The 14,908-nt window shown below is 55.6% G+C and carries 15 protein-coding genes and 1 pseudogene; 1 reads left to right on the top strand and 15 read right to left on the bottom strand.

What is annotated here, in order from left to right:
• Positions 1 to 235 precede the first annotated feature (235 nt).
• From PHA81_RS11790 to PHA81_RS11835, 10 genes and pseudogenes are all read right to left on the bottom strand, one after another.
• On the bottom strand, positions 236 to 805 hold the full coding sequence (locus tag PHA81_RS11790) for a metal-dependent hydrolase (RefSeq protein ID WP_005041818.1): 570 nt from the start codon (positions 803 to 805) through the stop codon (positions 236 to 238).
• A gap of 121 nt (positions 806 to 926) precedes the next feature.
• Positions 927 to 1,304 (bottom strand): hypothetical protein, encoded by a 378-nt coding sequence (locus tag PHA81_RS11795; protein WP_273836935.1) that lies wholly within the window; start codon positions 1,302 to 1,304, stop codon positions 927 to 929.
• 186 nt (positions 1,305 to 1,490) lie between these two features.
• A complete protein-coding gene (locus PHA81_RS11800; protein WP_273836936.1) occupies positions 1,491 to 2,270 on the bottom strand; it encodes a hypothetical protein in 780 nt (259 codons plus the stop codon).
• Positions 2,271 to 2,302: 32 nt separating this feature from the next.
• Positions 2,303 to 2,536 carry a hypothetical protein gene (locus PHA81_RS11805; protein ID WP_273836937.1) on the bottom strand — a complete coding sequence of 78 codons (234 nt, stop codon included), beginning with the start codon at positions 2,534 to 2,536 and terminating at the stop codon, positions 2,303 to 2,305.
• Positions 2,537 to 2,785: 249 nt separating this feature from the next.
• Positions 2,786 to 4,090, bottom strand: a pseudogene (locus PHA81_RS11810) (transposase).
• Between the two features lie 278 nt (positions 4,091 to 4,368).
• Complete coding sequence (locus PHA81_RS11815) at positions 4,369 to 5,280, bottom strand: hypothetical protein (RefSeq protein WP_273836938.1); 912 nt, start codon at positions 5,278 to 5,280, stop codon at positions 4,369 to 4,371.
• Between the two features lie 140 nt (positions 5,281 to 5,420).
• Positions 5,421 to 5,714: a PadR family transcriptional regulator gene (locus PHA81_RS11820; protein ID WP_005041061.1), complete on the bottom strand. Its 294-nt coding sequence runs from the start codon at positions 5,712 to 5,714 to the stop codon at positions 5,421 to 5,423.
• Between the two features lie 99 nt (positions 5,715 to 5,813).
• Positions 5,814 to 5,981: a hypothetical protein gene (locus PHA81_RS11825; protein WP_005041063.1), complete on the bottom strand. Its 168-nt coding sequence runs from the start codon at positions 5,979 to 5,981 to the stop codon at positions 5,814 to 5,816.
• Positions 5,982 to 6,295: 314 nt separating this feature from the next.
• Positions 6,296 to 6,682, bottom strand: a complete 387-nt coding sequence (locus PHA81_RS11830) for a VOC family protein (protein WP_273836940.1) — start codon at positions 6,680 to 6,682, stop codon at positions 6,296 to 6,298.
• A gap of 588 nt (positions 6,683 to 7,270) precedes the next feature.
• Positions 7,271 to 7,696: a hypothetical protein gene (locus tag PHA81_RS11835; RefSeq protein ID WP_273836941.1), complete on the bottom strand. Its 426-nt coding sequence runs from the start codon at positions 7,694 to 7,696 to the stop codon at positions 7,271 to 7,273.
• 1,009 nt (positions 7,697 to 8,705) lie between these two features.
• On the opposite strand from PHA81_RS11835, the gene PHA81_RS11840 reads away from it, so the two are divergent.
• Positions 8,706 to 10,046 (top strand): transposase, encoded by a 1,341-nt coding sequence (locus PHA81_RS11840; protein ID WP_273836942.1) that lies wholly within the window; start codon positions 8,706 to 8,708, stop codon positions 10,044 to 10,046.
• Between the two features lie 86 nt (positions 10,047 to 10,132).
• Here the strand turns inward: PHA81_RS11840 and PHA81_RS11845 are convergent, their stop codons facing one another.
• The 5 genes from PHA81_RS11845 to PHA81_RS11865 form a co-directional block, all read right to left on the bottom strand.
• Entirely contained in the window at positions 10,133 to 11,035 is a 903-nt protein-coding gene (locus PHA81_RS11845; protein WP_273836943.1) for a phosphoadenosine phosphosulfate reductase family protein, read from the bottom strand.
• Between the two features lie 184 nt (positions 11,036 to 11,219).
• On the bottom strand, positions 11,220 to 11,915 hold the full coding sequence (locus PHA81_RS11850) for a ParB/RepB/Spo0J family partition protein (protein WP_273836944.1): 696 nt from the start codon (positions 11,913 to 11,915) through the stop codon (positions 11,220 to 11,222).
• 224 nt (positions 11,916 to 12,139) lie between these two features.
• On the bottom strand, positions 12,140 to 13,834 hold the full coding sequence (locus tag PHA81_RS11855; RefSeq protein ID WP_273836945.1) for an SIR2 family protein: 1,695 nt from the start codon (positions 13,832 to 13,834) through the stop codon (positions 12,140 to 12,142).
• 173 nt (positions 13,835 to 14,007) lie between these two features.
• A complete protein-coding gene (locus PHA81_RS11860; protein ID WP_273836946.1) occupies positions 14,008 to 14,526 on the bottom strand; it encodes a hypothetical protein in 519 nt (172 codons plus the stop codon).
• Positions 14,523 to 14,846, bottom strand: coding sequence for a hypothetical protein (locus tag PHA81_RS11865; RefSeq protein ID WP_273836947.1), 324 nt, complete (start codon positions 14,844 to 14,846; stop codon positions 14,523 to 14,525). Before PHA81_RS11865 ends, PHA81_RS11860 begins: the two co-directional genes overlap by 4 nt.
• Between the last annotated feature and the right edge of the window lie 62 nt (positions 14,847 to 14,908).

The raw sequence follows: 14,908 nt of genomic DNA on the forward strand, positions 1-14,908 counted from the left end.
GGTCAGCGAAGGCCGACAGCGGTGGCGGAAGACGGGAGGCCCGCTCTGGACTGCCGACAAGCCGAAGCGATGGGGAGAGAAGCTGACGATATCCGGAACGAGCCACTCCTCTGCCGGAGATAAACTTCGATGATGACGACTCATTTCCCAAATGAGGCTTGAATCTGGGAGCGGAAGGCTAGCGGTATCCTCCGATTCCAGTCTTGCAGGGAGAAAATGTCAAAGCGATCGTCAGTCAGAACGCTATACCGGGCGAAATTCGAGTCGCCTGTGGCTGTAGCCGAAGCAGCAGCGCCCCTCCGCTCAGCAGGATGCCGAGGGTCAGAAATCCGAAATTCCACTTTTTGTTGTTTGCGTAGCACCAACCGAACCGAACGATACGACTGCTGATCGGCCAGTATGGGGTAACTACCACTCCGTATCGTTTACTTCCAACGGTGATCACATCTCCAAGGATATGTGAGAGGATTCCAAGGGTAGCCCCGATACCGATTAGGACCGTGAATTGCTCTCGCGGAGGCACAAGATCAGCAGAGAGAATTCCTGTGAGATCAGTCCAGAATAGATCTGTAGCATACGAAGTGCCATACATCATGACTGCTCCGCAGAGTATCCCAAACAAGAGCGTGTGCGTGATGCCGCGGTGGTTGATCCCCGGGAGGAAATCGAGTTTCTGATCTTTGTCAGGAATGCCAGTGAAGATGATCATCGTTCCGGCGACAGTAACTCCGAGAGGAAGCCCCAAGGCCAAGATGACCGGAGCTGCAAAAATGAGCGTAATCCCCAGATGACCGGAGCGATGCATGATATATTGACTACGGGTACGCTCCTTTTATCTTTTCTTGGTTTCGGTAATCGCTAACCACCACGACATTTCAGAAAGCGCATGGCGTCTGCGACACACCCCGCTATCGATATGGAACCACCTACGACCTCGACGCTGAGCGGAGGAATTCAGCCGCGGTCCAGACAGCTCCAAAAACAACAAAAAGAACGCCAATTCCGAATCCTACCGGTGCAACAAAGGCGATCAGCACACCTACACTGCCCCCTCCTCCACTCACCAGGGGTGGATACAGAGTCGATGCCATGAATTGGGGCAGAACTGATGGGAAGAACTGTCCGAAGGGAGCAACGGGAAGCCACTGCTGCCACAACTCGACGACATGTGGGTCCATCGCGACACCCATTTCCCAAAACAGGGGAGTCGTCGCGGCCAAGAGAACCCCCATCAAAATCTGCCGAAACGCCTCCAGATCTGGCCCGGGTGTCGGTTTGAGGTCTTGTGGGATATCTTCAGTCATCTATCGCTGGCTGAGTGCCTCGGCATACCAGAAAGCGACAGGATCGTGTCTTTCGCTCATATGGCTGTCCTGCCTACTTTGTCCGGTCGACTCTCTGTTCCAGCGGCCCTTGTTTGGAGCAGTGGCCATGGTGATTCCAGTATTTCTGTGTTGGTTCATGTCATATATAGTATTGACGGCTGTTGATCAGGTGTGGACAGACCCGCCTGAATCGGCAGCCGGTCTCTGATTTCGATGCAGGTAGGTCGATCCGAGCCCGACCAATCCCACTGGTATCGAGAGAGCGATCATCGGGAGGAGGAGATTGTCGAGATTGACAGTGTTGCTGGCGATCTGGGTGGTTTGTTGGGTGGTGGTCCCCGTTCCTCCGCCACCACTACTCATTGCAGCCCCGATGAACAAGACTGCTATCAGTACCATCACCAGATAGCCGGCGAAGTTGCTCACGAAGCTGGTAAGATAGGCTGTTCGGGGTTCGTCGTAGAGGCCGTCGGCTGCGCGAACGCTGCTGTAGACCGCAATCACCGGACCGATCAGCAGGACGATCGCGAGGAGAGCCAGCGAGAAAATGGCAGAAAGGAACTGTCCACCGGGAGTGTTGGCGCTTGCGAGAAGGTCGATGATCAGGTAGCCGGTGATGCCGAAGCCAGCACCAACCAGCGCGAACAGACCAACGACGTATTTCGTCTGCTGCTTTGCGGCCTGACCAGAGAGTCGGTCGCGAGCAGAATCGAAGGCTCGACCAGCTGTTTCTCCGACACCGCTAGTACTGGGTTGGCTCTCTCCTGGCGTGGAGGTGGTCAATTGGTTCGACATCTGATGGCCACCCTCATCCTCGGATGAAGACGGTTCGTCGGTCACCGTTCCCGAGGCGGACTGTTCCTCTGGATTCTGATGTTCACTGTCTGAACTCATCCATTTGCTCATGAAAGGGGGATGGGTGTTAAAATTCAGCCCCTGCTGCAAAATCCCAGTATCTCTACAATCTCAAAAGCTGCTCATTGACATTCCTGGTCGCTTGGAGCGATATCGATCTTCGGATACTGGCCAGCGTATTCGACGGTATCGACAATTCGCCACGTGCTTCGATCAAGGACCGCCTTGATCTCGTCGCGAGCGTTCTTGTGTTCGACCGTGAGACCGCCTGAACCACCGGTCGTGACGGCGACGACCCCGGTGATATTGTTCAACGACCGGTAGGCGTCTTCGATTGTGAGTTGGCGCACGTTCATCTGTCTGAACACCTCATGTCCCTCGGAGGAACAAACCAGCTAGAGCGGCAGGCGGAGACATGAACCACTCCGTGGAGTGGTCCAGAAAGTCACGATGAGCGCGAAATCGTCCTCATGGTACAGGTTTCGCGCTCAGTGAGATTATTTTCGGGAGAGAATATAGTCGTATCGGCCGAATTCCTTGTTGTCGAGCTACCTCATTGACATCCTCCACGGCCTGAAGGCCGTGGAATCCCGAGCGTTGGGATATTAGGGTTTGCAGTCCACTACCCCGGCTCGCGGTTGGAATCCGCGAGAGAGGTCATGAAGGTGGACTCCGGGCTGTGCCAACCAGCCGGTACTCCTATCTCCACCCTGCGTGGCCGAAGACTCGGAGTTACATTCCTTGCGTCGGATGTTCTCTGCCCCGTTCACATCCGCGTTGAACGCCGCATCACACTTCCCGCAGACGTACAACCCACGCTCGACGCGCTGGCCGTTATCCTCCCTCCCGCACGCGCTACACGTCTTGCTCGTTCCCCGCTCCGAGACTTTCTCAACCGCGATCCCCTCGGCCTTCGCTTTGTACGTGAGGATGTTCCTGAAGCGGTCGAACGCCCACCCGTGCAGGTCGAGGTTGCCGTGCGGACCCCAGTTTTTCGCCGTGTCGTCCCCGTCCTCGCGGATACCGCCGAGGTCGCCGACTGAGAGTCGCCCTACTCCCCGCTCGACGCACCGCTCGACGATGTACTTGGCGAGGCCGTGCAGAAAGTGAGTGCGGCGCTCGCTCCACTTGCGGTGCAGACGAGTCGCTCGATCACCACCCGCGTCGTCGCACTCGGCGATCTCCTTGGGGAAGTAGTACCCGTCCTGCTTCAACCGATTGCCGGGGTACAGATCGGCCTCTTCGGTACTGTACGCGACGGCGGCGAAGTTGCAGATGCCGAGGTCGATCCCGGCGGTTTCATCACCGGGCGCATCCGGTGTTTCGACCTCGTGCCGACAGACGATGTGCAACTCCCATCGTTCGGTCGCATCGTCGTACACCGCACGCACCTGTTGGACGTTCTCGATGTCGGGATCGCCGCCCGTGCCGTACTCGACGAGAATGTACTCCCGATCACGCGGGTGATCCTTGTGGTTCGCACCCTTTGAAAGGCGGAACCGATCGTGCTAGGTGTCGTGGCGAATGCCCTTCTGCTTCCACGTCACGGTCGAACGCGGGTGTTCTTCGTGGACGCGGTTGCCCGCGTCGTCGTAATAGTTCTGTTTCCGGTAACCGGGTGGGTTGTCCCGCGTGTCGTCCGACCCGTACCACGAGGTGAAGGCTTCAGCGAGTTCCTCCAGAACGCGCTGGCTGGACTGGCTGTGCAGTCCGTCGTACTTGGGATGATCCTTCAACTCTCGTTTGAGGGCGGCGTCGTCGGGGATTTCGCCGGTGTCGTTCCAGTGTTGTCGTGCGTGGTAGTTGGCGACGTTCCAGAGTTTCGATGCACTCCATGCGTGTCCGTCGAGCGCGTCGGCCACTTGCGCGTGGTTGCGGTTGGTGGCTCGGTAAGTGCGATGGACGTGCATCGGTAGAACGCTTCCATAATGGGTTATGGATGCGTATAATGTAGGTATTGGGGTAGTACTGTTCCCCGTCAATGGTGGAATATCCGGGCGGGTGTTGCCCACTGTGTAGCGGGAAGTAAAGAGAGCGGGACGAATGTCGGATTCATCCTGCGGCTTCAGCCGCAGGTAAAGCCGCAGGTATTCTCCTTGCTGAACTATAATTGCTGATTGCAGTTGTGGTCGAGACGTATCCTACCAGACGAAAAGGTGAATTTCGGCGTCAGCAATCGATACGGATCTTACGCCGATGCTTCAGCGGTCGCCGTAGCGGTAGTTTCGTTCCCACCTGACGCTGTTTCAGCCGTCCCGCGAACTAGTTGAATATATTCGGTCGCAGAGATTTCTTCGTTATTATACTGCTGTGCCCACGAGCTTTCGATGTGGAACGTTCTGACGGGTTCGCCAGCAGACGAAACTGCCGTCACATTCATCCCCTCAGTATTCCATCCTCCGGTCATAAGTCCTGCATATCCACCAGAGATCAGTCCCATTTCTTGAAGAGCAGCGGATTCATTCGTCGCATTGGTGACGTATTCGAGAGTAGCAGTATCCCCTTCCATTCCGATCGAGTTCACAGTGTGATTTGACTGGGTGACAAGTAACTCCAGTCGGTCAAGGAAAAACTGGTCGTCGTCCGGCCCCGAAGGAGTAGCGTTCAGGTCAATGCCACCCGTAGCGGTTTCGTTCGGACTGGCATTCCCGGTCGTCGTTGCGTTCGTACTGGTATTCCCGACAACAGTCTCAGTCTCGGTGGCGGTAGCAGTCGGTGTCGGGGTTGCAGTAGTAGTTTCAGTCGCGGTGGGAGTTGCGGTTGCAGTGGCGGTTTCGGTCAGGCCACCCTCAGTCGTTGTCTCTTCTCCACTCCCAGCAGTCGTTGTTTCTGCGTCGTCTGCGGCAGTCGTCTCGTTATCACCCGCGACTGTCCCATTGGTTCCATTATCGCCACCGCCGCCACTGCCGCCGCAGCCCGCGAACAAGAGCATCACGACGACGAGGCCGACCATGGCCACACGTTTCGGTGAGTGATTTCCTCTGTCGAATAGTTTCGGTATCATGGAATCTCGACCGCCAAGACGCTTCAGGGTATTATTAAACCCAACCATCCGCCTCGAATCATTTCCAAGAAATGGGAAATCCACTGCATCGTTCAACATCCGGAAGAAGAGTTCGTTACAGAACGAACTGAACAACAAATGATCCTCTCATGCTCTCGTGCTCCAACGCTAATCCGGGGCCGCTGAAAGGTTACAGAGGTGGAATGGCTGAAGACACGAAGCGCTACGCTTGATTCTCAGGCGGTGTTGAGGTCGACAAGCTCCGATTCCCACTCACGGCGGGTTTCGAGTTCACGACGACCGCGCTGGGAGAGCTCATAGGAGTTGGTGCGTTTGTCGATCGTTCCTTTTTCGATCAACCCCATCTCACGGAGGGAATCCAGATTCGGGTAGAGTCGCCCGTGATTGATCTCGCCGGAGTAGCCTTTCTCGATTTCGTCTTTGATCGCAAGGCCGTGGGGCGGTGACTCCTCATCAAAGCTCCCGATTACGTAGAGCAAATCACGCTGGAACCCGGTCAAGTCATCCATCATAACGTGGTGATACATCATGAAGCATGAATAATAAAGCTACTGGCTATTGAGTCGGTGGGTTCACTGTCGGCATAGATATTCGAAAATACAGCGATGTTACAGGTCGCGGGCCTGAACGGTCTTGCGGTCGTTCTCCTCAGCTCGGCGGCTCGCGTCTTCGAGTAGATCTTCGACCTCCGCATCGAGTGCGTCGTAGAAGTCCGCCGCGACGTTCGAGTCATCGAGCGCTTCCTTCACCGCCGCTTTGACGATCAGATCTGCCATCACTGGGGGAAGTCCAGTTGAATACTTATAACCACCGGCTTCAGAACTCGTCTTCGAAGGGATTTCGGCTCCAAGAGCGATTGAGAACGTTGATTCCTATGTCATTCCTTGTATCTAGCAGTAGTTGGTGGTGTATTCTTCATCTATATCCACTCTTGAAAGAGAGCTACGGTTTCATCCTTATCCCGCCTACACTGAGGGAGGGTGGTCGCGGTAGCGAACGTCGGAGCGCATCTGTGGATGACCGAATTCACGTGAGCGCTCCGGAGAGGTGAAAAAGACGCTACTGGATAAACGACGATAGCTCTCTCAGATTACGGGAATGAGTTGACTCGTCCAGCGGTCCCGTCCTTACGTGCGTGGAGAGTGAGTACGTTCCCATCCGGGTCGGCAACCATCGCCATGTGACACACCTCAAACTCCATGGGTTCCATGTAGATGGGAACCCCTTCGTCACTGAGTTCCTCGATGGCTGATTCGACATCCTCAACCGCGAGCGCGATGCCAGTGCCGTCGTCGCCCGGCGTTGTCGGCATCTGGGATTCTTCTCCGAGCACGAGCGTGGTCGGTGGCAGTGCGAACTCGGCGAACCCTCCGCCCGACTCTTCGAGGGCCAACCCGAGCGTGTCGCGATAGAACGGTATCAACGTCTCGATGTCGCTGACAGTCTGGTACACGAAATCCGTGGCTCTAACGTTCATGGCTGTGGTATCTCCGACGATATTAACGCGCCTTTTTGATAACTACCTTTGCCTACCGTTCCGAAAGTGAATATGGCCGACGTGGGAACAACCCTGACACTCGTCGTTTCTGTGGATCGTGAGATTCACCGCCCCTGTCAATAGCCACTCCCCTGTTTACAGGGTCTCGGTGGCGTGATCGGCGCGGCAGCACCCCGGTATCGAGATATAGCTGTCGCAATCGTCCTCTAAGTCTGACACTCATGGGCCAGATCGCCATTCCCATTTTGTCCTGCGTATAGCCCGAGCAGCGCGCAGCCGGTTCCAGCGACCACTCCAAGCATACCCCAGACGGCTCCGTCGCTGCTGGAGGCGAGTATTATCAGGAGCGTCGAAATTCCGACGACGACCATCATCCAAGCAGTGCCGTCTGTTGGGTAGGCTTTGAAACCATGCTATTGCTGATTGTGCCAGTAGCTTATATCTATCTCTGCCCTACAAGCAGCCACTTGGTTTCTAACAGGCTGTCAGTAGCCCCGCGTCATTTAATACAGAATACCCCTGTCAACAAGAGCGGTCGATCGGGTGCGTCTCAGTACCGTTTCGACTTCACGAACTGATGTAGGTTACAGCACGTCGTGTGCTAGCTCCAATGGCGGCTACACCGACACCAATTCCGAAGGCGAGTGCAAGGAGTCCGGGTATGAAACCAAACCCGGCTGGGTCATAACTCGGAACGAGATCAAAATAGAGCCAGATACCCAGTGAGAGTTCCAGTCCGAGCACGGCCATCACTGGGACCAATGCACTCACGAGGAGACCGTCGTTGAGGTAGGCACCGACTAGTGCCACAGCGCCTGCGATTACCGGAATAGAAGGTATAATTACTAGGAAAGTTAGTGGGAGACCTTCATATACTGGAAAACTCGTGTACACCACAAAGCTCACAAAGAAAATGGCAGCAGCGGTGATGAGAACCTGTCGAGTACGGTGCTGGTTACGACCGAAGAGGATGGGAGATTCTGTGACACTCATAACACCTCTGTTCATTTTCCGGCTATAAATAGCTATTTGCGTTTCTCGCCGCGACGATCACGCCGGAGCGTCACCCTGTCAGAAACCAAGTGGCTGCTGACAGAGTGGGATACGGCTTCTGTCGGTTACGGTGACCTCGGCCAGCACGTGAGTGTTCGCCAGAGTATTATGCAGACACCGAGCAAGTGGGACCAACGAATGCCGTTCACGCCATTTCATTTTGGCCCCGCGTTGCTGTTCGGTATCGTGCTGTTTCGATGGCTAGACTTCCCGACGTTCCTCGTAGCAAACGTAATCGTTGACGCTCGTGCGACGCTGATCTTCTTTGGGTATTTCGAGGGGAACTATCACGGCCCACTTCACACGTTCATTTTTGGAATTATACTGGCGCTCGTACTCTCGGCGAGTGTCTATAGTACGAAGCCCTTTCTCAATCGTATTCTTGCCCTATTCCGACTCGAACAATCCAGAGCATGGCGACCCATCGTAACGGCGGCTGTTGCTGGTGTTTTTCTCCACATCTGTCTTGATTCGATGTTGTATACTGACATCCAACCGTTCTATCCCACGTCGTTTAACCCATTCTTCAGTCTGCTCTCGCCGTTCGTCGTGTATGGACTATGCGTACTTGCGTTCGTCTTTGGAGTGATAGCATACGGTGGGAGACTTCTCCTCCCACGAATCACATCAATTGGATAATCGATCCCTGCGTAACTCACGAACTACTGCGAACGAGTCACCTGCTCAGAGACGCGTTCCGCCCCTGATGTGCAAAACGAGTTCCGTGCCACGACCTCGACGGTCCTAGGGGCCGCGGCGCAGGCGGGATGAGTATGAAATACGCCCTCTTTTCACATGACATTCTAAATGAAATTGTATTATCAACTATTACTAGGGATATATGTTCTCTCGGCTTGGCAACTCTTCGATACGCTCGCTGACTGGTCAGCGAGCAGTATAGAGTAAGATCGAATGATGGTTCCCGATCCCGTTCCGACGCTCTCGTATTGTGCTTGGTTTCACTCGTCTGCCGCCGTGGTTTGAGAAAGAGTTCACACGGTTCGAATCAGTCTTCACCGATAGTCGCAATTTCGAATCCTTCACCGCACTCACCAGCGCGGTGATTATGGACACAGCTCACTGGACGGTTAGCGGCCTCTCACGAGGGATTTCGCGTCCCAACGGGAACGCGAAATCCCCTCGCGCCTATCGCTACTTTCTGGGAAGAGCCAACTGGGCGGCCAGCGACCTTGCCCAGCAACAAGCCGCGTACGTCTTCGAGCAACTCAACGTCGGTGCGGGTGACGAGGTCCTTCTCCACATCGATGATACGTTCAGTGGGAAAACTGGCGACGCCACCGATGGCGTCGCCGAGTTGTACAATCCGGCGGAAAGCGAACTGCAGGAGGGGAATAAGTTCGTCACCTCGTGTCTCCAGGTCGGCGACGTGTACGTGCCCTACCACGCGCAGATGTACATCCCCGAGGACCTCGCGCCGGAGTTCGATGAACCGTTCAAGAAAAAGACCGAGATCGCCGTCGAGGACATCGTGACGCCGCTCCAGCTGCCGGCTGGAGCGGCTCTCACTGTCGTTTTTGATTCTGCGTACTACGGTGGCGAACGCGTCGCAACAATCCAAAAACAGGGCCATGACGTCGTCTGTCGCTACAAATCGTGCAACCACGTCTCTCCAGTAGGCGAGGTGTGGTCCAAACGCGTCGATGCCTTCGCATCGACGCTGGAGTACGAATCGACCACGATCACGGTTCGTGGAGAGAAGAAAACCTACCGCGTGGCGAGTGAGATCGTTGAAATTGAAGGTGTTGGCCGGGTCAAGATCGTGGCGAGCAAGACGGCCGACGGCACCACTCGATACTACTTGAGTACGGATCTCGGCCGGTCAGCGGCCGAGATCCTCAAACTGGTGGAGGATCGCTGGAACATCGAGACGATCCACCAGGAATCGGACGCGAAGTTCGGGTTCAAGCAGTACCAAGTTGAGCGCAAGCAATCCATCGAGCGCTACCTCCAACTCGTGTTTCTGGCGTGGACGCTGGTAACGTTCTCAGAGCAGACGAACGTAGCGTTCTGGGATGATGGAGGCGGGTTGAGTATCCGCCTCGATCACGCTCAGGAGGCGTATCACGTCGAGATGCTGCTCGATCTATACGAAGAACTCGACCCGTCGCTCCCGCGAGCGGAGCGACGGGCGATACTGCGTGAACGTGTGCGGGATCTCTCGTGGTCGTCTGTTGCGGATTTCATTATTACATTGCTTGATATAGTTGAACCACTAAATGAACGATCCGGTTCCTGTGCAGACACTATTTTCACAACGACTCTAGTGTGAACGAAGACTGAAAGCTACTTCAGATAGTACAAGACTGGCTGAATCGAACGATCTTGCCAAGCCGAGTGTTCTCTTTCTGTCGCCGCTCACTCACAGTTCTGATTATCGTCGCCGCGACACGACGATTCGCAGGCGTCGCACAGTAGCATTTGCTGATCGTCCTGTCGGGCGGCCTGCTCGCGGTCTTTCAGCCGATCGTGCCCCCACTCGCCGTAGGTCTTCTTCGGACCATCGTCCGTGGCTGTGTGTGCTCCCACCATTGCCTCGAGACAGAGGATTCGACGATACACCGCGGGATAGAACAGTTGGACCATCCGCAGCTCGCCCCGAGTGGCGAAGGCCCCGCACAGACACTCTCCAGACATTTCCAGCCGTTCCTTGACGGGATTCATCGGGAGATCGAGCGCATTTCGATACCGCCGCACGTCGAGGCCGGTGAAATCCACGAGCGGCGAGACCGTGGTGTAGCCAAGATACTCCGAGATGCCTTCCTCGTCGACGTGCTCCATCCGCCGGTCGGATTCGCCACGCCGAACGCCCGAGACGAGCGTGATCGGCTCGGAGCGTTCGTTGAGGAATCGTCGCAGTGGTTTCTCTTTCAAGTTCCAGTACATGTATTTGTGCGCCCCAGGGCCCGGCAATCCGTACTTGCGGATGAGTGCCGGGTACTCTTCGTGCGGCCGGCGGTACTCGTGTACTTGGCCGGGCTCACCACACGGGACACCAACCTCGTAGTAGTCGAGACCGAGTGTCTTCGCGCGCTCCTTGACGAACGTGCGTGTCTGAGGAATGCCGATTCCGGTATTGACGTGGACGATGCCGGAAAGATCGACTCGCGACGACCGGCGGACGACCGCCATCGCCGACAGCGAGTCGTGGCCGCCAGAGACCAGTGCCAGTACCTCGCCGTCGGTCGGCGTTCGGGTGAGGACACGCTGGGCGCTGCGTGCAGCCGTCGCGTCGACGGCAGTGGGAATGTCTGTGCTCATTTCACTACTCCGGTGGGAAGAAATCAGCTGACGCTCCCGCTGGCCCGCTACTACCTTATGTAACAGATGATGTTCGTTCAAAGGCAATTTGTTACATAAGGGTCCCTCGACCACACCACATTCATCGATCGCTCAACCACGATTCTCAGCCGGATCAGTACTGGATGGAGAACAACAGCCGAACCTACTGGAGCGCGTGACTGCCGGCATACCCCTGTCGCACCGCCTCGTGGCGCGTCGACGCGAGCTTCTCTTCCAGATACGGCTTAAGCGGCGTGAGGTCGCGGAGTCGCTTGTCGGCCCACTTCTCCCGGAGCTGGGCGAGTGCGTGGTCGATGCCCTCCTGTCCGTACATGTTGCGCTCACTGGCCCCTTGAACCGGGATATGCTCGTCGACGAACCGGCGAGCAGCTTCCCAGTCATCGAGATCCAATACGCGGACGGGAAGCTCGTCGAGACCCGCTCGGCGGGCGGCTTCCATGCGCTTGTGGCCACCAACAGTTTCGTACTCACCGTCCGACAGCGGTCGCACCGCGGGGAACGTGAGTAGGTGCCCGCGATCACGAGTCTCTTTCACGAACTCCTGGTGGTCCGGAGTGTCGTACTCACGCGCGTTGTATGGCGATGGTTGGATGGCGTCGACATCGATTTCGTGGATCGGACCGCCAGGTTCGATGCGTTCGATGGTCTCGGGTTCGTTGACCGTGACCGGGCCGACTTCTTCGCCGTCGACGCGCTCGACGTCGTACAACAGGACCGCGTGCTGATCGTAGTGGAACATCCGACACCAGCCTTCGTAGGTGAAATCAGCGGTATGTACACGAACGCGGGTACCACGGTAGTCCTGGTCGAGCTGGTAGTAGAAGGGGTCCTTCGCCATCGGTATCGTCTCCAACGATCTGTCCGAAATATCTTGCTATAGGGATTGGCCGAAGTCTTCGTACTTTCCACTGTCACAGATTGGCTATTTGTTGAAATCGGCGTGCAAGATATACAGCGCGTATTTAGCACGGCCGATTCTCTCAGCTGGCACTTTTGGAATTAGTGTAGACAATTGACTGCTGGCACATTTGATCGATTTGGGGCAGCGAAAATCAACTGATGTCAATCTCGGTATCTCTCAACCACTGTCTCAACTCTGCCAAGTTCACCTCCGAAGAACCCTGCCTGGAGTGGCCCCCAGTCTCGGCCCTGTGCTTCAATCTTCTCTCCCAATCTTAGCTTCCAGTAGCGGGATCTGGGATACTCGATCTCTCTACCGCGGATCTCCTCAAAAAGGTCTACTATAACCATGTCTGACAGCATCTCAAGCTCCTCGAAGCTCTGTTCATACCCCTGATCATCGGGGATTAGTTCTCTCAGTGGATTTCGGAGTGCATCCTCAAGACGGTTGTATAGGAACTGGGTGCTCTCCCTAGAGCTCAATTCGCCACTCACGAAGAACGGGTGAGCAAACATAATCATCATCTTTGGATTTGAGGAATAGGGATTAGCCTCCGTCTCGATCAGGATATCATATAGCAAGTTCCAGTTATCTGCTTCCACAGCTGCGATACCCAAAGAATACATTAACAACGTAGTAGGATATCCCGCCAGCCTCTTCCAAATCTTATAGCGAGGACTAACATCTGGCTGAGCGGAAGCTATCCGGTGTAAACTCTTCATCATCCTCTCTTTCCCGGTGTTCGGAACCTCCGGCCCCCAATACGCACACGTACAGAAGATTGAAGCAAGCGTCTCAACCTCCTTCTCGTACTTATTCAGCCTCTCTTGGACAGGTTCATCTTCGGTTTCTACGTGTAGGTCGAAGCGATCTGGGTCAATCAATCGGTCTCGTAGATGCTCTGTTTCTTCTCCAATGAGGTCTGCTAAGTCGATTTTCCGCTCTTCTCGTGCCAAATAGCGCTTCGTCCGCTCCCGGGCCACCTCCTTTGATAACGGAGCGCCTGGCCCAGCATCTTCCAAGGCCTGAACCCTTTCCTTGAGACTATGGAAGAAATTGTCACCTCCGTCAATCGAGATAACGTTTCCATCTCGGTGCTCAACCAGTTCTTCTGCCGCCTCGCCCAGTTCGCTATAGGCTGCCCAGTACATTGAGTACCGGCGATTCACTACCGACAGGATCAGGTCACGCAACGCAGAGTCCCAGCCACCGGACCATCCGCAGACGATCATTCCATATTCATCCAGTACCTGCTTGATCAACCGTTCTATCTCTGGATCGTAGCTATCTAACTCGTCAGCGGTGTTCTTCAGTGTACTCGCTTTGTAGTCGCCGTTAACCTTCAGAATCGCAGCCTCATCGTGAGCCAGTGGCGCTGCACCTTCAGCATCACTCGGTTTCGCTATCACGGTAGGCGTGACTCCTTTCTCCTTGAGAGCCTGCTCCAGCAACCGGTCAAAGTTCGTGGTCACAATAACCTGGATATACCCCTGCTTGACCAGCCATGCAATACTCTCGTGAGCCTGTGACGGCGTCTTGATTCCTTTCTCACGCTCCTCATCCGTCGGCTCAAAGTACGACTTCAGCAGAGATTGCCGATCCTCCTTCGATGGTGCCAACTGCTCTAAAAGGTCATCGTATCTGGGTTCTTCATCATACTCTTCCCTGTACCACTCCACTGGCTCCGGTCCTGGATCTCCCCCATCAGCCTCAGCTACTTTCCGTATCAAGTCCTGAATGACTTCCCAACCAGTTGGGATTTCTGCTCCTCGGGAGACCCCTGAGCCAACCAGTAAAGCGTAGACCCCTGGATTATTCCGGACAGAAAAAGTGAGCGCCATATCCTTGTTTACCATTTCATGGTCACCTTTCAAACGTTGATACCCGAAATGTGGACTCGCTGCTCGCTTAAATGTAGGGAATAATCCAAACTCAGCTGCTCAGTGCCTCTGAATGCACCCTCTGAATCTTGCACGGTACTTCTGGCAGCTGGCGGGGAGATTGTCTGGTGGAAGTATGAGGGCTTCTGCTAAACACTATACTCAGAGCCACTCTCGAGCGTCTGGTCGTTCTCCGGATCGACCAGCTCCATCGTCCGAATGATCTCGTCGTAGCCCTCGTCGTTCGAATGCCGTGCGAGGATTGCTGCAACCGCTGCAAGAAGTTCGTGCTCCTCGAACGGCTGGTACACTTCCAAGACCGTCTCACTGCCGATCGCCAGCTTTCGGTCGGGTGGATCGGCGACCGGATGGCGCTCGATTCCGCTGTCGGTTTCGACGTACTCGTACTTCAGAGCGGGCATGAGAATGGCTTTCTCGTCAGGCGTGCCGGCGTCTTTGCTGAACCCGTGTGCCTCGACCACGTCGTGATAGTCGGTGTGGTCGTGGCCGATGTCTTCGTAGCGTCTCCACGAAAGGGACAGTCCGCCCTGCGTGAAGTCGCTGAACACCCAATCTGCGGGAGCGGGGTACGTCCTCCCGTGGGCCGTCTCGGTCGGGTAGTGCTCTTCCCAGTCCTCTCGATGCGGGATCTCGTCTGTGGAAGTCATGTTTCCTGATCCTCCTCAAACCACTGCCTAAGCTCGTCTCGCGTCCGAAAGACGAACTGCTTGAACTCCGCGGTCGAACTCGGTGCGTCGGGCCACTCGTCGCGGCGGGCCGTAACGCAGATGTGGGGTTCCGAGAGTGGGATTGCCTCGCCGGTCGCCGGACAGATCTGTGTCTCGCCCTCGCGTCCCGGCTGGGTCCGGCGGTGGACGGTGCTGAACTCCCAGTCTGACTCAGAGTGAAAGGCTGGGAGCGTTGGCCACGGTTCGCCGGGCGGTGCGTACTCGCGGACGATTGCTTCAACCGATTGGTCGCGTCGCAAGACCGTTTAGACTTCACCTCCAGTGACTGTGACCGAAACAGTACAGCGTATCTTCTTGTGAG

Origin of the sequence: Halococcus sp. PRR34 (assembly GCF_028617175.1) — an archaeon.
Classification (GTDB): Archaea; Halobacteriota; Halobacteria; order Halobacteriales; family Halococcaceae; genus Halococcus; species Halococcus salifodinae.

Coding starts and splice junctions, on each gene's coding strand:
- PHA81_RS11790 (WP_005041818.1), bottom strand. CDS start 805: ATGCATCGCTCCGGTCATCTGGGGATTACGCTCATTTTTGCAGCTCCG.
- PHA81_RS11820 (WP_005041061.1), bottom strand. CDS start 5,714: ATGGATGACTTGACCGGGTTCCAGCGTGATTTGCTCTACGTAATCGGG.
- PHA81_RS11795 (WP_273836935.1), bottom strand. CDS start 1,304: ATGACTGAAGATATCCCACAAGACCTCAAACCGACACCCGGGCCAGAT.
- PHA81_RS11805 (WP_273836937.1), bottom strand. CDS start 2,536: ATGAACGTGCGCCAACTCACAATCGAAGACGCCTACCGGTCGTTGAAC.
- PHA81_RS11855 (WP_273836945.1), bottom strand. CDS start 13,834: ATGGTAAACAAGGATATGGCGCTCACTTTTTCTGTCCGGAATAATCCA.
- PHA81_RS11845 (WP_273836943.1), bottom strand. CDS start 11,035: ATGAGCACAGACATTCCCACTGCCGTCGACGCGACGGCTGCACGCAGC.
- PHA81_RS11830 (WP_273836940.1), bottom strand. CDS start 6,682: ATGAACGTTAGAGCCACGGATTTCGTGTACCAGACTGTCAGCGACATC.
- PHA81_RS11835 (WP_273836941.1), bottom strand. CDS start 7,696: ATGAGTGTCACAGAATCTCCCATCCTCTTCGGTCGTAACCAGCACCGT.
- PHA81_RS11850 (WP_273836944.1), bottom strand. CDS start 11,915: ATGGCGAAGGACCCCTTCTACTACCAGCTCGACCAGGACTACCGTGGT.
- PHA81_RS11825 (WP_005041063.1), bottom strand. CDS start 5,981: ATGGCAGATCTGATCGTCAAAGCGGCGGTGAAGGAAGCGCTCGATGAC.
- PHA81_RS11860 (WP_273836946.1), bottom strand. CDS start 14,526: ATGACTTCCACAGACGAGATCCCGCATCGAGAGGACTGGGAAGAGCAC.